At 36.2% G+C, this 22,576-nt stretch carries 27 protein-coding genes and 1 tRNA gene; 11 read left to right on the top strand and 17 right to left on the bottom strand.

Features of this window, described 5'->3' with window-relative positions:
* Window positions 1-41 precede the first annotated feature (41 nt).
* Window positions 42-686, top strand: a complete 645-nt coding sequence (locus tag AC6UDG_RS03455) for a lysophospholipid acyltransferase family protein (protein ID WP_500693857.1) — start codon at window positions 42-44, stop codon at window positions 684-686.
* Window positions 687-698: 12 nt separating this feature from the next.
* On the opposite strand, the gene AC6UDG_RS03450 is transcribed toward AC6UDG_RS03455, so the two are convergent.
* Window positions 699-917: a YneF family protein gene (locus AC6UDG_RS03450; protein WP_500693858.1), complete on the bottom strand. Its 219-nt coding sequence runs from the start codon at window positions 915-917 to the stop codon at window positions 699-701.
* Between the two features lie 69 nt (window positions 918-986).
* The gene (locus tag AC6UDG_RS03445; RefSeq protein WP_500693859.1) at window positions 987-1,238 is read right to left on the bottom strand and encodes a DUF896 domain-containing protein; all 252 of its coding nucleotides are present in this window, start codon (window positions 1,236-1,238) and stop codon (window positions 987-989) included.
* A gap of 147 nt (window positions 1,239-1,385) precedes the next feature.
* On the opposite strand from AC6UDG_RS03445, the gene lexA reads away from it, so the two are divergent.
* On the top strand, window positions 1,386-2,021 hold the full coding sequence (gene lexA, locus AC6UDG_RS03440; RefSeq protein WP_500706406.1) for a transcriptional repressor LexA: 636 nt from the start codon (window positions 1,386-1,388) through the stop codon (window positions 2,019-2,021).
* Window positions 2,022-2,033: 12 nt separating this feature from the next.
* Here the strand turns inward: lexA and AC6UDG_RS03435 are convergent, their stop codons facing one another.
* The 10 genes from AC6UDG_RS03435 to AC6UDG_RS03390 all read right to left on the bottom strand — a co-directional run bounded on the left by AC6UDG_RS03435 (window position 2,034) and on the right by AC6UDG_RS03390 (window position 11,670).
* Entirely contained in the window at window positions 2,034-3,218 is a 1,185-nt protein-coding gene (locus tag AC6UDG_RS03435; protein ID WP_500706405.1) for a hydroxymethylglutaryl-CoA synthase, read from the bottom strand.
* Between the two features lie 46 nt (window positions 3,219-3,264).
* Window positions 3,265-4,152, bottom strand: a complete 888-nt coding sequence (citG, locus tag AC6UDG_RS03430; RefSeq protein WP_500706404.1) for a triphosphoribosyl-dephospho-CoA synthase CitG — start codon at window positions 4,150-4,152, stop codon at window positions 3,265-3,267.
* Window positions 4,145-4,687, bottom strand: a complete 543-nt coding sequence (gene citX, locus AC6UDG_RS03425) for a citrate lyase holo-[acyl-carrier protein] synthase (protein ID WP_500706403.1) — start codon at window positions 4,685-4,687, stop codon at window positions 4,145-4,147. The genes citG and citX overlap by 8 nt, the downstream gene beginning before the upstream one ends.
* Window positions 4,688-4,747: 60 nt before the next feature.
* Window positions 4,748-6,247 (bottom strand): citrate lyase subunit alpha, encoded by a 1,500-nt coding sequence (citF, locus tag AC6UDG_RS03420; protein WP_500706652.1) that lies wholly within the window; start codon window positions 6,245-6,247, stop codon window positions 4,748-4,750.
* 28 nt (window positions 6,248-6,275) lie between these two features.
* Window positions 6,276-7,190: a citrate (pro-3S)-lyase subunit beta gene (gene citE, locus AC6UDG_RS03415; protein ID WP_500699429.1), complete on the bottom strand. Its 915-nt coding sequence runs from the start codon at window positions 7,188-7,190 to the stop codon at window positions 6,276-6,278.
* Window positions 7,190-7,483 carry a citrate lyase acyl carrier protein gene (gene citD / locus AC6UDG_RS03410; protein WP_500693865.1) on the bottom strand — a complete coding sequence of 98 codons (294 nt, stop codon included), beginning with the start codon at window positions 7,481-7,483 and terminating at the stop codon, window positions 7,190-7,192. Before citD ends, citE begins: the two co-directional genes overlap by 1 nt.
* Window positions 7,473-8,525 (bottom strand): [citrate (pro-3S)-lyase] ligase, encoded by a 1,053-nt coding sequence (gene citC, locus AC6UDG_RS03405; RefSeq protein WP_500706402.1) that lies wholly within the window; start codon window positions 8,523-8,525, stop codon window positions 7,473-7,475. The genes citD and citC overlap by 11 nt, the downstream gene beginning before the upstream one ends.
* Window positions 8,526-8,549: 24 nt before the next feature.
* On the bottom strand, window positions 8,550-9,518 hold the full coding sequence (locus AC6UDG_RS03400; protein ID WP_500693867.1) for an AEC family transporter: 969 nt from the start codon (window positions 9,516-9,518) through the stop codon (window positions 8,550-8,552).
* An 11-nt stretch (window positions 9,519-9,529) separates the two neighbouring features.
* Window positions 9,530-10,720 carry an NAD(P)-dependent malic enzyme gene (locus AC6UDG_RS03395; protein ID WP_500706400.1) on the bottom strand — a complete coding sequence of 397 codons (1,191 nt, stop codon included), beginning with the start codon at window positions 10,718-10,720 and terminating at the stop codon, window positions 9,530-9,532.
* A 161-nt stretch (window positions 10,721-10,881) separates the two neighbouring features.
* On the bottom strand, window positions 10,882-11,670 hold the full coding sequence (locus AC6UDG_RS03390) for an alpha/beta fold hydrolase (RefSeq protein WP_500706399.1): 789 nt from the start codon (window positions 11,668-11,670) through the stop codon (window positions 10,882-10,884).
* Window positions 11,671-11,788: 118 nt separating this feature from the next.
* Between AC6UDG_RS03390 and AC6UDG_RS03385 the strand changes: the two genes are divergently transcribed.
* Window positions 11,789-12,046 (top strand): hypothetical protein, encoded by a 258-nt coding sequence (locus AC6UDG_RS03385; RefSeq protein ID WP_500693870.1) that lies wholly within the window; start codon window positions 11,789-11,791, stop codon window positions 12,044-12,046.
* 40 nt (window positions 12,047-12,086) lie between these two features.
* Here AC6UDG_RS03385 and AC6UDG_RS03380 read toward each other — a convergent pair whose 3' ends face one another.
* Window positions 12,087-13,454, bottom strand: coding sequence for an FAD-dependent oxidoreductase (locus AC6UDG_RS03380; RefSeq protein ID WP_500693871.1), 1,368 nt, complete (start codon window positions 13,452-13,454; stop codon window positions 12,087-12,089).
* A 235-nt stretch (window positions 13,455-13,689) separates the two neighbouring features.
* Here AC6UDG_RS03380 and arsC point away from each other — a divergent pair, with 235 nt between their 5' ends.
* Window positions 13,690-14,118, top strand: coding sequence for an arsenate reductase (thioredoxin) (gene arsC / locus AC6UDG_RS03375; protein ID WP_500706398.1), 429 nt, complete (start codon window positions 13,690-13,692; stop codon window positions 14,116-14,118).
* Between the two features lie 148 nt (window positions 14,119-14,266).
* On the opposite strand, the gene AC6UDG_RS03370 is transcribed toward arsC, so the two are convergent.
* Window positions 14,267-14,479, bottom strand: coding sequence for a helix-turn-helix domain-containing protein (locus tag AC6UDG_RS03370; RefSeq protein WP_500693872.1), 213 nt, complete (start codon window positions 14,477-14,479; stop codon window positions 14,267-14,269).
* 276 nt (window positions 14,480-14,755) lie between these two features.
* Here AC6UDG_RS03370 and AC6UDG_RS03365 point away from each other — a divergent pair, with 276 nt between their 5' ends.
* The 7 genes from AC6UDG_RS03365 (at window position 14,756) to AC6UDG_RS03335 (ending at window position 19,294) form a co-directional block, all read left to right on the top strand.
* Entirely contained in the window at window positions 14,756-15,382 is a 627-nt protein-coding gene (locus tag AC6UDG_RS03365; protein ID WP_500693873.1) for a helix-turn-helix domain-containing protein, read from the top strand.
* Window positions 15,383-15,549: 167 nt separating this feature from the next.
* On the top strand, window positions 15,550-15,756 hold the full coding sequence (locus tag AC6UDG_RS03360) for a hypothetical protein (protein ID WP_500693874.1): 207 nt from the start codon (window positions 15,550-15,552) through the stop codon (window positions 15,754-15,756).
* 182 nt (window positions 15,757-15,938) lie between these two features.
* Complete coding sequence (locus tag AC6UDG_RS03355; RefSeq protein ID WP_500701145.1) at window positions 15,939-16,259, top strand: hypothetical protein; 321 nt, start codon at window positions 15,939-15,941, stop codon at window positions 16,257-16,259.
* 129 nt (window positions 16,260-16,388) lie between these two features.
* On the top strand, window positions 16,389-17,201 hold the full coding sequence (locus tag AC6UDG_RS03350) for a PH domain-containing protein (protein ID WP_500706397.1): 813 nt from the start codon (window positions 16,389-16,391) through the stop codon (window positions 17,199-17,201).
* 166 nt (window positions 17,202-17,367) lie between these two features.
* Window positions 17,368-18,126, top strand: a complete 759-nt coding sequence (locus AC6UDG_RS03345; protein WP_500693877.1) for a hypothetical protein — start codon at window positions 17,368-17,370, stop codon at window positions 18,124-18,126.
* Window positions 18,127-18,194: 68 nt separating this feature from the next.
* Window positions 18,195-18,905 (top strand): Arm DNA-binding domain-containing protein, encoded by a 711-nt coding sequence (locus AC6UDG_RS03340; protein WP_500693878.1) that lies wholly within the window; start codon window positions 18,195-18,197, stop codon window positions 18,903-18,905.
* 146 nt (window positions 18,906-19,051) lie between these two features.
* A complete protein-coding gene (locus AC6UDG_RS03335) occupies window positions 19,052-19,294 on the top strand; it encodes a tyrosine-type recombinase/integrase (RefSeq protein ID WP_500706396.1) in 243 nt (80 codons plus the stop codon).
* A gap of 250 nt (window positions 19,295-19,544) precedes the next feature.
* Here AC6UDG_RS03335 and AC6UDG_RS03330 read toward each other — a convergent pair.
* The 3 genes from AC6UDG_RS03330 to recJ all read right to left on the bottom strand — a co-directional run bounded on the left by AC6UDG_RS03330 (window position 19,545) and on the right by recJ (window position 22,566).
* A tRNA-Ser gene (locus AC6UDG_RS03330) sits at window positions 19,545-19,633 on the bottom strand.
* A gap of 72 nt (window positions 19,634-19,705) precedes the next feature.
* Window positions 19,706-20,227, bottom strand: coding sequence for an adenine phosphoribosyltransferase (locus AC6UDG_RS03325; protein WP_500695562.1), 522 nt, complete (start codon window positions 20,225-20,227; stop codon window positions 19,706-19,708).
* 23 nt (window positions 20,228-20,250) lie between these two features.
* Window positions 20,251-22,566: a single-stranded-DNA-specific exonuclease RecJ gene (recJ, locus tag AC6UDG_RS03320; RefSeq protein WP_500706395.1), complete on the bottom strand. Its 2,316-nt coding sequence runs from the start codon at window positions 22,564-22,566 to the stop codon at window positions 20,251-20,253.
* Window positions 22,567-22,576 lie beyond the last annotated feature (10 nt).

The following is a 22,576-nucleotide window of genomic DNA, read 5'->3' as shown; positions in this document are numbered from 1 at the left end:
CTATTAAATTATACATCTTAAAAAAAGGAGCTTAAAATCTTTTGTGGTACTCGTTTTTATTTACAGTTGGCCAATTCATTTTAAGAATTATAAATGGACCAATGAATGTGATGCACAAGAATCGTATCCCAGACGGAAATTACGTGTTAATTGCTCCCCACCGGAGTTGGTTTGATATGATTCTAATTGCAACGGTAATTCGCCCTAAACAGTTGTGTTTCATGGCTAAAAAAGAACTATTCAAAAATCCAATGCTGGGATGGTTTTTGCGGCACGTCAACGTATTTTCGGTTGATCGTTCAAATCCAGGAATTTCAGCAATTAAAATTCCAGTTAGAACACTGAGAAAAACCAATCTATCACTCATGATGTTCCCGTCTGGTACGAGGCATTCCAAAAAACTCAAGGGCGGTGCAGCACTGATTGCCCAACTAGCTGGAGTGCCCCTGGTACCAGTTGTTTATCAGGGGCCATTGACCCTCAAAGAAGTTTTCAAACGCCAGAAAGTTTCAATTAACTTTGGTGATCCAATTTATATCAACAAAAAAGAAAGATTGGATGATAAGAATCAAAAATTAATTGAAAATCAAATGCAAGCCGCCTTTGACAAGCTCGATGATGAAATTAATCCCAACTACGTGTACATTGATGAATCAAAACCGCATAATAAAAAAACGTCGAAGTAATTCGACGTTTTTTTAATTTTGATGATGTTTCATTGCGTTCATCATTTGGTTAAGTTTCTTTTGTGATGGCTTTTGTCCCATCTGAAGCATCATCGCTTTAAGTTGTTCCTGGTTGATTGGTGGATTATCCTTCAAATACTTTTCCATGTACTTACGAGCACCGAAGAAGCCAATTAGTGCACCAGCTAGTAAAGCCAAAATCACTATTAAAATCCAGATCCATGTAGACAAATCATTGACCTCCCTTCAAGCCTTTTATTATTATTTTACACAATTAGCAAGGTTTTGAAAAGATTGGAATCAATCGTCTCGCAAATTTTTCTTTCGCTGAGATTCCTTGACTTTGTCTGAAGTAATTTCGTTCCCTTTTTTATCATAGACCTTAGTCATTTCAATCTGACTTTTAAAATTAGCCTTGAAACGATCTAAGTACTCTTTTCGTAACTTCTTCTGTTCTTCTTTTTCTTCTTCCGATAAACCTTCGTTTTTTGATTTTTTAGATAATTCGTTAATTCTTGGAATGAGTTTTTCTAATTCTTTATCTTCAGCCATGTTAACCTCTCCCTTCATCTGATATCATAATATCACGAAATAAAGCGTGAAAACAAGGATTTGTACACGAACAAACGTTTGCAAAATTCCGTTTTTGTGGTATTCTTATTTTAGCTAAAAACCAATTAGAAAGCACAGAGGTGCCTTATGTCGCAAGCATCACAAACAAAACAACATGATATTCTCGAATACATTTGGAAACAAGTTCGTGATCAAGGATACCCACCAACCGTTCGAGAAATCGGCGAACACGTTGGATTATCGTCAACTTCAACGGTCCATGGTCATCTCGCTCGTTTAGAAAAGAAGGGCTATATCATCAAGGATCCAACTAAGCCGCGTGCCCTTGAAGTTACTTCTGATGGAATGAACTATCTTGGTGTTTCTCAAGAATCAAAGCCGGACGAGATGCCTTTACTTGGAACCGTTGCTGCCGGAGAACCAATTCTTGCGGTTCAAGACGCAACTGATTATTTCCCAATTCCAACCGAACTCCAACGAAATTCTGATTCACTCTTCATGCTTACCATTAGTGGTACAAGTATGATCAATATCGGAATTTTAGACGGTGATCAGGTAATTGTAAAACGCCAAAATACCGCTGAAAATGGTGATATTGTCATCGCCATGAACGACGAAAACGAAGCCACCTGCAAACGATTCTTTAAAGAAAGTGACCATTTCAGACTCCAACCCGAAAACGATGACATGGCACCAATTATTTTAAAAAACGTAGTCATCTTAGGTAAAGTTGTCGGTTTATATCGAATTGGCATTAAATAAAAACCATTCACTTCAAAGTGAATGGTTTTTTTCTTGATTTAAATACTGACGTTTACCTTCTTTAACACCAGAAAAGACAAATTTAGCAGGATCATTACTTAGATCCAATTCATAATTATCATCCAAAAGACTAGGCAAACCATTGAATATTTGTTCATACTCTTCAATTGATAATTTCTTTCGACTGTCTAACAGCTCATTCATTAACTGTTTTCGCTTTTGATCTCTAAAGTTATCTTGTAATATTCCGGTATAAAACTCGCCCTGAGCCCCAGAACCATAACTAAACACGCCAACTTGGTCTCCTACTTTTAAATCTGAAGAATTATCCAGAAGTGAAAGAAGACTTAAATATAATGATCCAGTATACAAATTACCAACTCGTTTACTGTAAACCCGACTAGCCTCAAATTCTCTTAACAATTTCTCCTGTTCCCTAACTGAAACTTCAGGAAGAACTTGGCGTAATGCTTTTAACCCCATCTTAGTGTAAGGTAAATGAAAAACAATTGCCTTTAAATCATTAAAAGTAAGACCATGTCTTTTTAAATAATCATGAACGGTTTCATTAAAAAATTTTTCATAAATATCATTTGAGTAGTGTCCATCCACAAGGGCCTCAGTCTTTCCAATTGGCCGCCAAAAATCCATAATATCTTGAGAATAAACACTACTATCATCGCTTATAGTCATAATACGTGGGTTACTCGACACCGTCATGGCAACTGCTCCACCGCCTTGTGTAACCTCGCCAGCAGTTTGAACTCCGTATCTAGCAATATCAGATCCAACCACTAAAGCCTGCTTATCGGGATGCAAGTGAACATAGTCTTTAGCCATCTGTAATCCTGCAGTTGCTCCATAGCAGGCTTGTTTAATTTCAAATGCTCGTGCGTGTGAACTCAATTTTAACAGGTTTTGAACATAAATTGCTCCCGACTTAGAGTTATCAATTCCACTTTCTGATCCAAAAATAATTAAATCAATCTTATCTCGATTTTCTTGACTTACAATTTGGTCCGAGGCATTGGCTGCCAACGTAACAGAATCTTGGGTGGAGGGAATGACAGCTTGTTGAGTTTGTCCGATCCCAATTAAATACTTGTTTGGATCTTCATCACGCGCTTTGGCTAAATCCACCATATCAATAAAATAAGTTGGGGTATAAAAGCCAATTTTATCAATTCCAACTTTCACTAATACCACTCCATTTTCAATTTAATTTTCTAAACGTCACTCATGTTTAAAAATGATCAGTTATCTTACCAAAAAAGATGGTTAAAATTAATAAATCAGCTGAACCACCTAAGCTTAAATCTTGATTATCAAAGTTTTCACACATTTTTTCCAGTTGTTCTTTAACTAGAGCGGAATTAAAAGCTTCAGTGTTTAAAATTGAAGTAACCTGCCTGTGTACCTTTTCAACGATTTCAGGCGATCCAGCACGTTTAATCAAATTACTATCTTGACTATGAGCAACAATGTTAAGTAACGCTCGAAGGATCTTTTCATTTTTATTTCCATTAAAAGCGACCAAAGCTGGCAAGCCATGACCTGTCACAGTTTTGAATCCAGCCTCGGCTTCTCCACGAATTCCTGTCATCCCATATTCTAAAAATTGGTGCTCACCAGCGGTTAATTTGCTAGCAGATTTTCTTCTCACCTGCGAAAAGTCTGATTTAACGATTCCAGCAGTCATAGCTTTTTCTACATTAATTATATCTCCAAGTGTAAAGGAAGCTTTGGACTGAGAAAGATAGCCTAGTGACGCAACAATAATTCCCATTACGAAGATTGCACCCTTATGGGTATTGACACCGTTAGTCTCCCTAAACATATTTTTTTCAGCTTTAATTCCATCAGGTCGAATCAACTTCAATAATTGACTTAAGTCATCACTTAAAAAATTTTGTCCTCGTAAAAAAGCGGTTTCAAAATAAGGACGCATTGTAATAATGCTGTCAATGAATGTAAAGACATCCATATCAGGATGAGATTTATGAGAAACTGGATCAACCAATCCTGGTTTTGGATTAGAAACAACTTCATCTAACATTGATTCCATCACAGCGTTAACGGTTTTATTTTTTTGACAAATTTTAACTTTCCAATCCATTACCGCATTATTCATATCCGACATTCCTAAAATATATCTCGCTAATTTTTCGTTGCAAATCAGACACGGAATGAGTACGGTTTCTAGCGCATTCTTTAGAATTTCGATCACAAATCAGACATCTTCTGGGTCTCATTTTGACATCAGTCCGGGAGTAATGAGAATGATTATGATCCATTACGTCAATATCAAACAAACGTCCTAAACGATCATAATCTTCAAAATGAATTGCTCGTTTCTTCAAAACAAGCCCATCACCATCAACCACCAAAAACCGTTCTTTTCCCGCATCAGTGTTCCACCCCATTTTATCGATAATTTTCATATTGTACAACTGTGTTTTAAAGAATCGCTTATAGCCAACATCAAATAAGTTCATGATTTGCGGGTTGTTCTTGATGGGACCCGGAATATTTAACTTGATTGACACAATCGTATCCATTGGATACTGCTCCTTTAATTGAGCCTGTATGTGTGCCCGTCTGTCTTTGTTAGCAAGTACAGCTGGGATCCCCTGCACTTTCCCAGTTAAAAAAATATTATCTTCCAACTTATCAAACTCCTTAAAAAAACGGCTCCATCTGCCTTACAGATAGCACCGTCTTTAAAATTAATCTTTTACTTGTCGAATTGAATCAATGATCGTTCCATCCCGATACTCAACCAATCCAACCGTCTTATCAGTATACTTCAGTGGTTCTTCTTTGCCGACGATCTTTTCAGCTTTTTCAGCTAATTCTTGGATGCTGTATACATGCAAACTCGGAACATCCTTAAATTGCTTAATCAGGTCTGGACGATTAGGATTAACGGCGATTCCAAATTCGGTTACTAAGACATCAATCGATTGCCCTGGAGTAACAGCTGTACTAATATGATCTACCACCGTTGGAATGCGACCTCGTACCAGTGGAGCACAGATGATTGTCATCTTAGACGTAGCAGCATCCTGATGTCCACCAACCGCTCCTCTAATTACGCCATCAGAACCAGTTAACACATTAACGTTAAAATCAGTATCAATTTCCAAGGCACTTAAGACCGCAATGTCTAACTGAGCGACCATTGATCCTTTATTATCAGGATCAGCATACCATGACGCATCAATTTCCTGTTGGTTTTTGTTGTTCTTCATTGAATCAGCAGCGGCTTTATCAAAGTCTTGAACATCCATTAACTTATCAACTAATCCCTCTTCAAGCAAATCAACCATTGGTTTAGTAATTCCACCCAAACCAAACGAGGCATGAAGATGATTATCAAGCATTGCTTGTCTTAAGTAACGAGTAACGGCAAGGGCAGCTCCACCAGAGCCAGTCTGAAATGAGAAGCCATCTTTAAAGTACGGTGAATTAACAATCACTTGATTGACCGCTCTAGCAATGGTCAAATCTTTTGGATCCTTAGTGAAACGAGTAGCGCCAGAGCCAATCTTATTAGGATCACCAACTTTATCCACCTTAACGACATAATCGACTTGTGTTTGTCGAATTGAGGCAGGGGTGTTGGGATAGTCCACCACATTATCAGTTAATAAAACCACTTTATTAGCATAAGCTGCGTCCATTAACGCATATCCTAGTGAACCAAATGCGGCTGGACCTTCCATCCCGTTAGCATTACCACAACAGTCAGAATTAGGAACCCCTAAAAAGGCAACATCGATTTTGATATCACCGTTTTCAATGGCACGAGCACGGCCTCCATGGGATCTGAAAATCACTGGATTTTTAAGAATTCCATGAGAAACTTCGTCACCCAATGAACCACGCATTCCGGATGTGGTGATGTTAGTAACGGTTCCATTCTTGATGGCTTTAATTGCCATATCATTCATTACGCCGGTCAGTGAAGAAGGTGCTAAAGTTAGATCTTTAATTCCAAGGTCCATTATCGCCTTCATCACAAGATTAAAGATGTAATCACCATTACGTAAATGGTGATGAAATGAGATGGTCATCCCATCCTTCACGTTATCTTTAACAACCTGCTTTAAATCATCCTTTAATTTATCATGTCCATCTTGAACTTGGACTTTAGGAGCCGTTCTTTGAAAGACCGGGTTACCAATCTTAGTAGTTTCAAATGGTTTAAAGTGCAGTTCATTCATTAATTTATCGGGTAAATTACGACCTAATTTATTTTCCAATGTAATGACCCTCCTTATCAATCAAGCCAGAAGCTTTAGCTAGTTTCATAACTCTCTCAGCTCTAAGTGCAACTGGTCTATCAACCATCTGTCCGTTCATTGAGATAACTCCTGAGCCAGCTTTTCTTGCTTTTTCAATCGCAGCAAGTACATTTTCAGCATTCTTAATTTCATCTTCACTTGGGGCATAAACTTGGTTTACCAAAGGAATTTGGCGTGGATTAATAACTGATTTTCCGTCGTAACCCAACTCATGAATATACTCGGTTTCTGCCAAGAATCCCTTCACATTATCAACATCGGTGTAAACCGTATCAAAAGCGGCGATACCAGCTGCTCTAGCAGCATTTAAAATCATATTTCTGGCAAACTGTAGTTCCAAGCCATTTGGATAACGGTGTGTTTTTAAATCCGTTGTGTAATCTTCCGCCGATAAAGCAATCCCAATCATGCGATCAGAGGCTTTAGCAATCTCAAGTACATTCATGACACCTTCAGCGCTCTCAATTGCGGCCATTAAATGAGTGGTTCCAACTGGAATGTTGAACTCCTTTTCAGCGTCAACAACTAGACTCTCCATCTCTTCAACCATTGCCGCACTTTCAGTTTTAGGAATTCTAATAACATCGATGCCAGCCTTAACCATCATTTTGACGTCAGCTTCAAAGAAGTCAGTGTCGAGTCCATTAGTTCTAACAACTAATTCTGCATCACCATAATCAACCGTTTTTAAAGCCTCATAAACTAAGTTTCTTGCAGAATCTTTTTCCGCTAACGAAACTGAGTCTTCAAGATCAAACATGATTGAATCGGCGCCATAGATCCCAGCATCTTTGATCATCCCTGGATTGTTACCTGGAACAAACATCATCGTTCTTCTGAGTCGTTCACCATTTTCAGCCATTATAGTGCCTCCCATGCTGGTTGTTCGCTGTCGCCCATGGCCCGTTGAATTGCGGTAATCGTTCGAGCTTTAATTACGCAATCTAAAGCTCCCTGGTCAACTGCCTTAATATTGACATTATCTAATTCAAATTTGTTAACAACTTCCTTAATGGTAGCAATAATATCATCACCAAACCGTTTCTTAACATCAGATTCAAGATTAATTTGGATTCCGTTAGTACCCTTACTGACTGTGATCTGAATGTCAGAAGATTCCAGCGTTCCATCCATTGCCGTTTTATTAATTCCCATTGATCTTCATTCCCTTCTTAATTCTTTCCTGTAACGAATCCATATGTTTGGTAATAAACTCGTAAGTTGTTTTTGGGACAATCCCTTTAATTGATGTTAACTCACCATTCTTAATGGCCATCCGAACCGTTCGGGCCGAAATCACTTTTCCGGCTTCATCCTGATCTCGTTTAATAACTTTAACTTTGACTTCAGGCGGGAGAATCTTTTCTAAAATTTGATTATAGATTGAGGTCGTTTTGGAATTTGGCTCCGTTCCAAGAAACCGAACGTTAATGCCAAGATCTTTGGCAATCCAATCTTTAAAGATTAATGCATCAATGGTTGTCTGATACCGCACCTTGTCTGCTTGCGCCCCCAAAAAATACGAAGGAAAAGTGGCATAACTTACTAAGTAATCGCCACCCGGAACAACCATCACATTCTTTAAGTCAGAAACGCCCTCTTGAACAAGTTTTAATCGTTCTTGTGACGTAAACAGTGATTTATCAGTACTTACAACAAATACGTAAACGTTATCACTAACTTCTGACGCTTTTTCAACCAAATATCTATGACCATCGGTAAAAGGATTAGCATTCATGACAATCCCGGCATTATTATCAGTTTTATTAACTTTAGGCAGACTTTTAAGATAATCAGTAATACTATAATCACCGGTCTCTAAAAAGGCCGCATCATCACTTTGAACGAGTTCCTTAAACCCAACGTGTTCGAAACTTTCCGCATACATTGGCTTTGTAAAGACAAAGACATGAAAGACTCCACGTTGTCCCAAACTTGTTAAAAGATTCGAAATTACCTTGTTAAAATAAACCCCATTTTCAGTGTACTTATGACAAACACCAATGTACTTCAAAATGTTTCCAGAATATGAACCAGTACCAACTAATTTATTCCCATCAAAAAGTCCAACGGTATAATCTAAGGGATCAACCTCATCACCAGAAAAATTGGCGATGCCAAGTGATTTCAAAAAATCTCTCCACTGATTAAATTGGTCAGGAACCTCTAAATTAATTTCTCTAGTCTCAATATTCATATCCTCAATAATCTCCCGTTTCTACTAACCCATGATTAACATAATAATCGGAATTACGATGATAAAGAGGACTGAGGTAGATACAACCACGTTTGTAGCAAACTTAACATCACCATGATAAGTTTGTGCCAAAATTGGCAGAACTGCAAGTGAAGGCGTAGCAGCTTGAACAATCAAAGTCTTAGAGAAGGTTGGAACCATTGATGCTCCGAGTTTGAACCCAACAAAAATAATTGCAGCCATGACTAATGGTGAAATCACGAAACGGCCTGCTAAAGTCAAAATGACATCTTTATCAAAATGCATGTTTCTAAGACCAAATGATCTCAACATAATTCCAATATAGATTAATGCAAGTGGGGTAACCAGTGCCCCCAAATCAGTTAAGGTTGTTTGGACAAAATTAACCAATAAATGTTCCTGAAGCCATGGAATATACAAAAATGGAATGGCAACAATGAATCCCCATAATGGAGCCGGAATCAAATGGTGCCAATCAAATTTAGCTTTGGAACCATCTTTAGCGGTTGGATCGTCTGCAGCAATTACCCAAACACCTAAAGTCCAAATAATGATCGTATTTACAATATAGTAAACAAGTAAATAAGGGACTGATATCTCACCAAATAAAGCAACGTTTAAGGGCATTCCAATAAAAACGGTATTAGCACCGTTAATACCGGTCATCATCAGTCCTCTTCGACCCTTTTTAACTCTAAATAACTTAACTTCAATCCATGAAATAACGTAGCCTAAAAGGATAGCAAGCACAACATAGATTAATCCAGTTGACAAATTAGCTAGTTGTTCTGGATGAAAATATTTAAGCATTGCCACAAAAATAGAACATGGTAAAGCAACTTTCATAATAATCTTTGAGATTGAACCGGAAAATGATTCTTTAAACCATCCAAGTCCTTGTGTTACATAACCAACTGCAATCATAATTACAATCGCTAGCACACTCTGGATTGATGTAATAAATATTGCCATAATTGTACCTCTTATCCTTTTTCACCATATTTTATAATTGAATTTGTGACTGTTTTAACAACATTTTCATCAAAAACCCCAGGGACAATTTTATCTGGAGTAGGATCAGGAATCATGCTGGCTAACGCGTCAGCAACGACTTCCTCAATTTGGTATGTAACCTTTTTAATTCCACTCTTTAAAAGTCCTTTGAACAGACCTGGGAAAACCAAAATATTATTAACTTGATTTGGATACTTACTAGATCCAGTCGCAATCACTTTAGCACCACCAGCTTTAGCGTCTTGTGGAAGAATTTCCGGAACTGGATTAGCAAGCGCAAAGACAATCGGATCCTTTGCCATTCTTTTAACTTGACTAGTACTTAAAACATTAGCATCTGACAGACCGATAAAAACATCCTGATCATCAATTACATCATCCAGAGTTTGTCCTTCTTTTCCGTTCAAGGATTGGGCAAGTCCAGTTTGATATGAATTATAGTTCTCACTATTTGGCTTAACCACGCCATCGATATCAACCAAAGTAATATTTTTAATGCCAACATGCTCCAACAACGAGGCAGTAGCGACACCAGATGCTCCAACCCCATTGACGACGATCTTTAAATCTTTCAACTCTTTACCAACTACTTTACTAGCGTTGAGTAATCCGGCCAAAACTACAATAGCAGTTCCCTCTTGGTCGTCATGATAGACCGGAATATCTAATGTTTTACTCAAGATATCCTCTAACTCAAAGCATTTTGGTGCCGCAATGTCCTCCAAATGGATCCCAGCAAAGGTATCTTGAATACTTTTAATGTGAGTGGCCATTTTCTTGGCATCTTCCTGATCAATGGCAACTGGTAACGCATTAACATTGGCCAAGTCTTTATATAACAAAGCCTTCCCTTCAACAACCGGAAGCCCTGCAGCTGGTCCGATGTTACCTAATCCTAGAACTGCTGAACCATCAGTAACAACAGCAAGCAACTTTCCACTCATTGTGTACTTGTCCTTTAAACTAGGGTCTTTTTCAATGGCCTTGGAAATCTTAGCAACACCAGGTGTGTAAGCCTCACTAAGTTCTTCACGGTTTTTTACAGGAAATTCTGATTCCATTTCTAGCATTCCCGTGTGCTTTTCATGAATGGAATAAATATTATCAGCCACGTAAACCCCTCCAATTGTTTTTATTTTCACGCAGACACGATTGCTCATATCCGCTTACATTGTGATTATATTAACCAAAGTGCGTAAAGTCAACCAAGTTAACACTCTTTAACAAACCCAAATAAAAAACGACCTCATTAAAGTGAGACCGCTATTAAAAGGTTAAGTCTAATAATTCACACGATGATATTTCTTACCATTGTGATTTATTATATTCTTTTCACAAACTTCAACAAAATATCGTTAAACACATCTGGCTGTTCAGCCATAATAATATGCCCCGCATCTTCAACAATCTGATAATGACCATTATGAGCCATCCCAGCTGCAACTTTTGCAAAGTGATAATCAAAAAATGGTGATTTTCTTCCCGCTATAATCATCAATGGAACCTTCAAATCACTCAAAATGTCACGCCAATCTTGAAAAGCATGATCCACTAACAACGAATAGTTTAAGTCGGCGTCATATGGATACTCCTGTTTTAACGATTGAATCTTACTATATAAAAGATCATTAATTTTACTATAAGTCGAACGTCCAAATGGCTGCTTCAAAAATTCAGGAAAATTACTCCAGTCTAAAGCCTTAAATCCGTATGGCCATGACCGATCCGCAATCATCTTAGGACTCTGATCAACGTCTACAATGGCCTTAATTCCCTTATCAGTAAACAAAGAAACGTACGCAAACATGGTTGCTGCTCCCATTGAATTCCCAAGCAAGATTGGTTCTTTTAATTTTAGTTCATTCTGAATCTCATATAAATCCATCGCATGGCGCGACATTCGTTCATCCTTACTAGTACGCTCAGACATCCCCTGATTTCTAGCATCCACGTTAATAACCCTGAAACCGCTTTCGACTAATTTTTGGACAGTAAGGGTCCAAATCTCTTTATAGCCCCCAATTCCGGTAAGAATCATCACGGGTTGATTGCTTTTATTTCCCTCATCATCATAGTCTAATTCCACATTATCAGAAGTATAAAATTTCATTATCGCTTCACCATTTTCTTTAAGATTTATTTTATATGTTAGCACTTCTCTTACTACTAGATTCGTACCAATACCAAAAATTAATTGGTAGTATAATAACTACGAAAGAAGGGATGATATGAAACGGATTACTTTAACATTTCCAGCACCTGGAAATTCAGATACTAAAACCATTAAAGTTAACGATGACAATCAGTACGTCATGAAATTAACTACCTTAGATAATCTGGCTCCAGATGGCCATTCACTTGAAATTGAATTTCTTCCTAAGACCAGTGAAGATTTTCCAGAACGAGGTACTACCATTTATCTAAATGGTTTTGATAAAACGTTCAAATTGTCAAATGGTGATATTCTAGTAGCAAAAAGTATGTAATAAAAAGGGTCTGTTGATTAAGTCAACGGACCCTTTGGTTTTATTTGTGATCTAACTTATCTTGTGCTTTTTGAGCTGCGACGTTCATGATATTCCATGGACGGTCAAAACCTGGTTGGAAGAAGAAGTCAGCATATGCCAAGTCATCAACGGTCATGTGTTGTTGAATTGCTAATGAAATGGTATTGATATTAGCAGTTACATCCCGTTTTGACATGATTTGAGCACCTTCAACTTCACGAGTCTTTGGATCAAAAGTTAACTTGAAGTATACTTCTGCATTCAACTTGTCATCATGAACAAACGGAGGAACTGCAGTGTCAACAACAAAGACAGATTCAACGTCAACGCCAGCTTTTTCAGCAGTAACGTCCTTAAATCCAGTTGAAGCAAACTTGTAGTCAAAAACATGAAGTGCTGATGAGCCAGAAACTTCGGTAGTCTTACGCTTCTCATCGTTCAAGTTCATGGCAGCTGAGCGACCTTGACGTCTAGCGTTAGAAGCTAAAGCAATGATTTGCTTCTTGCCAGTAGGTGCAAAGGTAACCTCGGTAGAATCACCAACGGCAAAAATATCAGGTTGATTGGTTCTTTGATATTCATCGGTCTTGATCATGCCCTTTTCGTCGAGATCAACTTTACCTTTAAGCCAATCGGTAGCAGGACGAATTCCGGCAGTTTCAATCACTAGATCAGCATCCCATTGGTCACCATTAGTTGAAATAACTGAAGAAACGTTTTCATCATCGTCACCAACGTATTCCTTAACACTTTGGTTCAATGACAATTTTACGCCGTTCTTTTTAAGCTCAGCTTCAAGAATCTTAGTAAACTCTGGATCCAAGTAAGTAGGAAGAATGGTTTTACCAGTATCAACTAAGGTAACGTGCTTGCCAGCCTTAGCGAATGACTCAGCTGCTTCAATTCCAATGTATCCACAACCAACGACCGTGACGTTGTTGATACCTGGAGTAACTTCAGCTTCCTTCAATTTAATGGCCCAATCACGTCCACGCATTGCGTAGATATTACCTAATTCCTTCCCTGGAACTGGAAGTTGGAATGGATTAGCACCAACACTTAAAATTAATTTATCATATTTTTCAGTGCTCTCTTTGCCATCGTTAACGTTTAAAGCGGTTAATGTGTGAGCTTCAGGATCAATATCAGTGATTTCAGTATTAATGTGAACATTTACACCTAATTTTTCCATGCCTTCTGGAGTTGCATAACTTACAGAGTTAACATCTTTTACGACGTTTTGAAGATATAATTCAATTCCACAAGATAGAAAAGATACAAAGTCTCCCTTTTCGTACCATTCGATGTCAGCATCAGGGAAATCTTTTAAAACTCCTCTGACAGCTTCGAATCCACCATGAGATGATCCAATTACAGCTACTTTCATATCTGCTTCCTCCTTCAATTTTTAAATTGTCGTTCTCTATGAACATTTTTATAGTACCACGCAATTACATAATGAGACTACAAAATGTTCAATATTTAATAAATTATTTGCACACAATTTGATTGAACTACCCATAAGTTAAGCAATTGATAACCTATAAGATAAATTATTAATTGTATCCATAGTCATCATCTTTTGGTATCATGACTTATAAATTACTAAGGGATGAATCAAAATGAAAAAAATCTATTTTTTGTGTACGGGAAACTCGTGTCGAAGTCAAATGGCGGAAGGATTTGCCAAAAAATATTTCCCACGAAACTGGCAAATAAAAAGTGCAGGATTAAAAAAGCATGGTGTAAATCAAATTGCGGTTAAGGTAATGAAAGAACGCAGAATTGATATTTCTCACAATACATCAAAGTTAATTGACAAAAATTATTTAGTTAAGTGTGATTTAGTCGTTACGCTTTGCGGAGATGCTAAGGACAAGTGTCCGGTTACTCCAGAATCGGTTACGAAAATTCACTGGCCACTTAAGGATCCAGCACAAGCGAAGGGATCCAAACCGGAAGTAATCGAAACTTTTAGAATCGTCCGCAATCAGATTGACCAATTAGTAAAACAATTGTCAGTTGATGAAACTAAACAAACTAATTATTAGACGACAAAGGCCTAGATCAACTACTGCAACTGATCTAGGCCTTATTATCACTACACATACTAATACTAATTACAAACGTGAAAACAAGTAGTATTAATACATTTAGTTTATCTCATTGCTCTTTTATCACACGGATAACAAATGAAGATTACGAAACTTTGATATCTAGGTACTTAAAAATTTGCTTCCTAATTCTTTGAGATTTAGGACTCATCTCACCATGAATTGCCCGATTTAATTCAACTGGTGAGACATCAACAATTTTTGACATATCAACTTGAGTCAAGTCCTTGTTAATTAAAGCTACTTTGATCTTTTTAAATACTCTTTGAGCATTACGTTCCAATTCAACGTTAGCCATCATTGATCCCTCCTTTCACAATTTATTAATTAAGTTATTGACTATGTCTATCCTTTGGAATAAAATGTAAATATGATGAAAATAATGGACTGTACTTAAACTATTTTCTTCGTGGGAACTAGTTTAAATACTTTTAACCATTGATATTATTCTGGACTGACTGATCAATTACTTAACTAAATTAATTATCAATCATATAAAATAAAATGTCAATGATTTTCTCTATTATTTGAAATAACTTTTTTAACCACCAATTTCAGAAAAGGAGAAACAATTTTGACAACAATTGAACGAATTAAGAGACTTTCAAGAATGCGTGGATGGTCACTTCAGTTAGTGGCACAGAAGGCTGGGATTGGGATTAACAATATTTATACTTGGAACAAAAAAACTCCTAGTACAAAAAGCCTTGGAAAAGTCGCCAAAGTACTTGGAGTGTCGATCGATTACCTATTAGGAAATACTGATCAACTTAACTATCACAATGATAGTACAAGCGCTAAATCAAAAACTAATGAGGCAATTGATCTTCCTCTTATTGGCAGCATTGCTTGCGGAAAACCAATCTTTGCTGAACAAAACGTTACCGCGTACTTTCCAACCTTAAAAGAAGGACTGCCAAGTGGTGAGAATTTCTGGCTAAAATGTGACGGAGATTCAATGGCTCCTACCATTCAAAACGGATCGTACGTTTTGATTCATTATCAACCAGAGGTGGAAAATGGTGAAATTGCTGCTGTCCTATTAAACGATAACGAGGAAGCTACCCTTAAAAGAATTAGTACTCAAAAAGACCAAACCGTCTTAGTTCCTGATAACAAGGAATACCCACCGATTATCTTGAATAAAGATAATCCAGGTAAAATCATTGGAAAAGCAATCCGGATGCAATCCGAATTATAAGAGCTCAATACAACAAAAGGGCTATCAAAACTTGTGATTTTGATAGCCCTTTTGTTTTGTAACACATATTAAATATTAAAGGAGAGAAGGCATTAGTAGATTACGTAAAAAAGTAAACTACGTCCAATCAATTCTAACTGTAGTAATAAAATAAGGAGTTTCAATTTATGAATGAGTATATAAATACTGTGTATATAACAAAAAAAGACGATCCTCTTCCAATTATGATAAAAAGATATAATAACAATGGCATTTATGTAACTATCAATATCCAGCTTATTGGATTAGAACAAGGAAAACATAACCTTAAAATCGATGCAAAAAATAAAAATGATAAAAGCATAATGGATAATCATGAGCCCGACATTTTTTAATTTGATCTAAAAGATATTAAAGCAAAGCAGATGTCAAACAACTATATTGCAATGTTTGGAATAGCATTCTCGGCGACTCTAAAAGATGTTCAAAATACACCATATATTAATTTTGAAATCCAATTAGATGAAAATGAGAAAAAAAGTAAATTGACTTTATTTCTTAAAAGGGAGAATTCGTAATGGCTGAAAGTAAAAATAATATTATCTATCGGCCTTTTGAAGGAGAAAAAACGAACAATGATATAATTAATTCAAAGCCAAATGATAATGGAGGTAACGGAAATATGAAAAATTATGTAACACATGATGAATTAAATAGTGCCGTTGATAAACTCAGTAGTAAAATTGATTTACTTGGAAAAGACATTGATATTAAATTTGAAAAAGTAAATACTAAGTTTGCTGAACAAAAAACATGGTTAATTACTACTTTTATAGGAGTAGTTGGAACAATTATAGGAATTATTGGAACAATACTATCAATTTATAAATTCTTTTAAAGAGCCACAAGAAACGTGGCTTTTGTTTTACAAAAACGTCTTAAGAAATAATTAGACTATTTTAAACAAACTTAATATGTCCAATTCCTGATTGACTTAAAAAGCTGTTAATTTTTGGAGGATAATACTATGCGTACTTGCCCAATATGTAATAACAAAATCACTTTATTGCAATTTAATATGCTGGTTAAAGACGGCGATATTTGTGATAAATGTTGTAAAAAAATAGGAATAAATGCTAAAAAAGTTGGAATTGTAACGAGCATGGCCGCTCAAAACTTTGTAACTGTGGATATGGTAAAAGATGCCATCGCAAACGGAACTACAATAGACCCACTGAAATTAAAAGATGACTACAAACAAAAGAAACGCGAAGAAAAAGAAAGTAAACAACCAAATGGATCATCGCAAAATTCAGAAAGATTCGAACAAATTAAGCAACAATTAGATGAAGCTGGATTAACTGATACGTTTGGTACTAAACGTGAACTCAAAATGTTACCCGAAATTTTAAATGATGATGAAACCATTAAATATGCTACTTCTGGTTTTACTGAAAAAGATTCTCAAACGGTACTGATGGTTCTAACTGATCAACGTATTATTTTTATAAATAAGAATTTGCTTATTGGAAGTCAGACTTCAGATATTCCTATCTCACAAATAAATGGTGTGTCCAAGCATAAAGGAATGGCACTTGGAAGAATTGTTTTAATGAATGGAGTAACAGAAGTTGGAATAAAAAATATCTACAATAACAACGTAGAGATTATGGCTAAAAAGATTAACGAAGAAATTAATAATTCTAAAACTCCAACTGGTAATGTTGTTCAGTCTATTTCTAACGCAGATGAATTACGAAAATTCAAATCCCTTTTAGATGATGGAATTATTACTCAAGAAGAGTTCGACCAAAAGAAAAAACAACTACTAGGTCTTTAATTTTAATAATAGTAATAAAGGAGATATGAATGATGGATATTGGTCTGTTTAATTATTCTTGTAATCATATACGCAGTAAAAAGTTTTAAAAACACCTTACTGATATAAATGTAAACAACTTACGTCCAATTTCTGATCGACGTAAAAAGCTGTTTGTGGAGGACTTATGTATTTTGTAATAGGTTGGATTTTATTTATTTTTTTAGTTGGTCTCACTATCGGAGGAATCAAGCAATCTCTTGATGAAGCAAATAAAGACAACAAAGGTATGTTTTATGCTTCGTTAGTATTTGGATTAGTTGCAACGATGCTTTTAATCTTTTTATTATCAGTTGAAAAATCACTCGAAATTGTTTTACTTATTCTTCTAATAATTGCTTTAATTGTATCGGTATTAGAAATATTTGCCTCAAAATCAAAAAAGATGTGGATAACTTTAAGTGTTGTTTTTGCTGTGTTTGCTTTGATTTCAATGGGACAAATTAGTGCTTACGATCAACAACAGGCTGCTAAAGAACACGAAACAAAAATGGCCAATAAAAAAGCAGTCAAAGAAGATAAGCAAATTGATAAAGAAGTTAAAAGCAAACCAAATAATAGTGATAAAAATATCAATGGCTACAAACAAGCATTAGCTGATCTACCTAGTCAAACTAACGGAGATATCACTAACGCTAAAGTTGATTCAGCTGGAGAAACGGTTGTAACCTTAAGTGATGCAACAGCTAACTTTAATAGTCAACAATTAGAAAATGTCTCACATTCTGCTTATGATGCAATTGAACGAATTATGCAGCAATACAACATTCAAGATTCATACAGTTCAAAGGTAACTAGTTCAATTAGTATTCAAGATGGTTCTGGTAATCAGATTGCTAAAACATCCCTAACAAATAAATATAAATTTACTGGTCAAAAGCAGTAATATTACCCTACTTGGTAGCATGAAGTCAGTTCAATTCTGACTTTAGGGCTTTAATGGAGGTACATAACATGGCTAATTTTCAAAAGCGTGGCAAAGTCTGGCAAGCCCAGTTTAGATATAAAGGTCCAGATAAAAAATGGCATGCAAAATCTAAATCTGGTTTTTCAATTAAACAAGAAGCACAACTATATGCTTCTAAAATGGAATTGAGTAAAAATGATTTCTCTCTACAAAACAGTAAACCTAACTTATTTTATGAATACTTTTGGAATTGGTTTCAAACTTATAAAGAAACATCAGTAACTGAAAGAACTAAAAAGACTTATTTAAGAACATACGGTATTTTAAAGCGATACATCCCTAATGTTCAGGTCGATGCTATCGACCGTAATATTTATCAAAAACTATTAAATGATTATGGTAAAGACCACGCTAAAGAAACCGTTAGTAAATTAAATACAATGGTTCACTCTTGTGTTAAAGATGGTATCTACGATGGTGACTTTGAAAAAGATTTCGTCCAGCGAACCACAATGGTGTACGACCGAAGTAAGACCAGAAGGATTGAATATTTAAATGTCGACGAAATGGAAAGATTGACTAATTATCTGTTAGAGACTAAGAACAAAAACTTTACTTCTAAATATATGATTCTGTTAGCAATTTTCTCTGGGATGCGACTGGGAGAAATTCAAGCACGGATTTGGAAAGATGTTAATTTTAACTTTCGAACTATCAATATTAATAAGTCTTGGAATTCCGTATTAGAAAGTGAATAACCTACTAAAAACGAAAGCTCCAATAGAATTATTCGAATAAATGCTGATATTCTTGAAGTTTTAAAAGAGTTAAAGGAAAATGGCAACAACCATGTTTTTACGAATCAATATAAGACTATACGACTTCCTCAGCCGTCAACAAAACATTGAGGAAATTTTTAAACGAGTTAGGTATAAATTTCTACTCTCTCAGACACACTCACGTAGCTTATTTGCTTGCTAATGGAATTGATAACTACGTCATCAGTAAACGACTTGGTCACTCAGATATATCAACCACAACCCGAGTATATTCATACATGATTGATGAATATCGTCAACAAACTAATGATCAAATCGAAACATCACTAAATAAAATTATCAATAAAAAAAGAGCTACCAGAATTTAATCTGATAGCTCTTTCTATATATCGACCATAAATATTTAGCAGGAGACATCACACCCGGCTTAAATATAAATTTAGTATGGCACACTACTAAAAATTGGTATACCTCCGCTTTTAACCGGTTAACATTTTTTGTTAACAGATTGTTAACGGATTTTTATTTCTCTATAGTTTTCTAACTATCCACAGCTGCTTCTTTTGTTGATATAAAAACGTTTGATAACTATAGGAAACTATCCAAATTGCCCCTAAAAGGCGAGTACAGGATTTGAACCTGCGCGCCGGCTATAAACCGGTTCGCCGGATTTCGAGTCCGGTGCATTACCACTCTGCCAACTCGCCATAATTAACACCACTTAAGTATAATCGTAAAAGAAACGACAATCAACTTGAGAAGTGTGTTCAATTTAAAGCTTAATCATATTTAATCAGACTGAGAATATCATAGTCTTTAATCTTATCGCGACCCTTTAAGTCCATTAATTCGACAATAAAAGCCGTTCCAACTACTACTCCACCGAGATCCTTGACCAACTCAATGGTAGCTTCAATGGTACCACCTGTAGCTAGCAAATCGTCAGTCACAAGAACTCTCTGACCTGGTTTAATCGCATCATCATGCAAATAAAGTGATGACTGACCGTATTCCAAGCCATATGTAGCTTTGACAGTCTTGCCAGGTAACTTCCCTTTTTTTCTTGCAGGAGCAAATCCAATTCCAAGTTCATAGGCAACGGGACATCCCACAATAAAGCCACGCGCTTCGGGACCAACAATCATATCAATGTTCTTGCCCTTAGCATAGTTGACAATTTCGTCAGTAGCTTGACGATATGCTTCGCCACTTTCTAGCAATGGAGAAATATCTCGAAAAGTTACACCTGGCTCTGGAAAATTAGGATAACTTGCTACATAATCCTTTAAATTAAGGACCATAAAAAATACTTCCTTTCTTATTATCAGTTCCCAATCTTATTAATTATTTTCACCAAATCACTTGGGGAAACGTTAAAAAGAGCATCTTCCACCTTTAATTGCTCTTCTCGCAATTGGTAAGTTGGGGAAGTAGACAAGCTTTGCTTGTTTGGATTACTGATACCATTCAAAATTCCATCCCGAATGGTGATAAATCCCAGTTCATTAAATACCTGCAACATGAAAACCAGAATATTGGTTGGAACCTGCAAATGGTTTGCAACCTCACCAACATTCTTTGAAATTTGCACATTTTTATTAGTTTCAACGAACTTAAATAGTTTAGCATACTGTGAACGTTCTGGCATCCCTAAATTTAAAATATGATTCTTTTTATATAAATACAATATAATTTCAGGATTTTGGAAATGATTAACAACGCCCTTTAATTCACCAAGTGTTTCAGGACAATCAACAAGATAAACTACCCCATTCGTAATATCTTTTTTAACATCCGAAGCAAGCATAGCTTTAGAATTCTTACCAACATATGATTTTAATTGTTGATACAAGTTACGATGAAAGAAAATATACGTTCCCGCATTTACAAACATTGACTTAGTTAAGGTAGGGGTCCGTTTGTCAATAACAACGGTTCCGTCAACTTTAAGATCATCAACCATCAACTGAAGATTAGTACGACCCTTCCACTCATTTTCATTCAAGGTCGCTGCTACGTTAATATTAGCTGACAATTTAGAAACTTCAGTAGCAACATCACCCATCCCAAAGTCAATTGCAGAAATCCGTGAATGATTGCCAACAGCTTGAAATTTAAGGTGATCATGGGCTTTCCCAATTGCCTGAACATTAGTTAAAACAATCGGATCAACGTCAAATCGGGGGCATTCATTATCAGTCCCAAATGGACTCAAAATTTGAATTTGTTGAAATAACTTTTGATCAATTTCATCTGGAGTAACTTTAAAATCAATTTTTAAAGTTGGCTTTTGTGATAAATCAACCTGCTGTTTTGCTGCTGACCGTTCAAACCGCTCAGCTAGTGTTTTTAAATTATCAGCTGGAACCGTTAATCCAACTGCCATCGCATGTCCACCAAATGCATCCATCAGATCACGTTCACTATCTAAGGCTTTAAAAAGATCAAATCCTTTGACACTTCTTCCGGATCCCTTGGCGATCTTATTTTGGTCATCAACACTGACAACAACCGTCGGCTTATGAAATTTATCTTTAACTCGACTAGCTGCAATACCTAAAACTCCAGTATGCCAATCCTTTCCCACAATTAAAAGGGTTTCTCTCTTCTTATTCTCAGGTGAATCAGCTTGAGCGATTGCCTCGTCCGTAATTGAACTAACCAGTAACTTCCTCTGATCATTTTTTTGCTCAGTCTTCTTAGCTAGTTCGTTAGCTTGATCGTCGTCAACCGTAGTAAGCAGATCAACGCCCATATTGGCGTCACCCATCCGTCCAAGTGCATTTAATCTAGGAGCAATGTTAAACCCAATATCTTGTTCATCAACTTTTTCCAAATCAATTCCAGATCGTTTAATAAGGGCTTTTAATCCAGGTCGCACCGTCAAGTGAATGACATTTAATCCAAACTGAACGAGTGCCCGATTCTCTCCAGTTAACGATACTAAGTCAGCAACCGTCCCGATTGCGGCTAAATCTAGTTTATCTTGAGGAATTTCATCCATTAATGCCGTCGCCAACTTAAAAGATACTCCAGCTCCAGAAAGATACTGAAATGGATATTTAGGATCGCCCAACTGAGCGTGAACGATTGCATAGGCGTTTGGCAACTTTTCTGGTAATTCGTGATGATCGGTAATAATCACATCACAACTCAATTTATTAGCTTCCTCAATTGCATCAAAGCCGGCAACTCCATTATCAACAGTAACAATTAACGAAGTTCCACTATCAATAATTTTTTGAAAGGCCTTCACATTTGGACCGTATCCATCTTTAAACCGATTAGGAATATAATAACGAACTTCCGCTCCCATCTCGACTAGCGTTTCATATAAAATGGCGGTACTAGTAAGTCCGTCAGCATCATAATCCCCATAAACGGTAATTTGTTCACCGTTTTCAACTGCCAATTCAATCCGTTCAACCGCTTTTTGCATATCATGCATTAAAAAGGGATCGTTTAAGTCACTAGTATCCGGGTTTAAGTAATGTTGAATCTTATCGACATTATCATAACCACGTTCAAACAGTAAGCTAACAACTAACGGTTCAAGTCCCAAATCATTAGCTAGTTGATTAACAGCATCTTGGTTAAGATTATTTTGTTTTAGCTTCCAATTATACTTTGAAGAAAGCAAATATGGATCC

The sequence above is a fragment of the Fructilactobacillus sp. X2R1C1 genome, from assembly GCF_059901435.1.
This window is presented reverse-complemented; position numbering and strand designations above follow the sequence as displayed.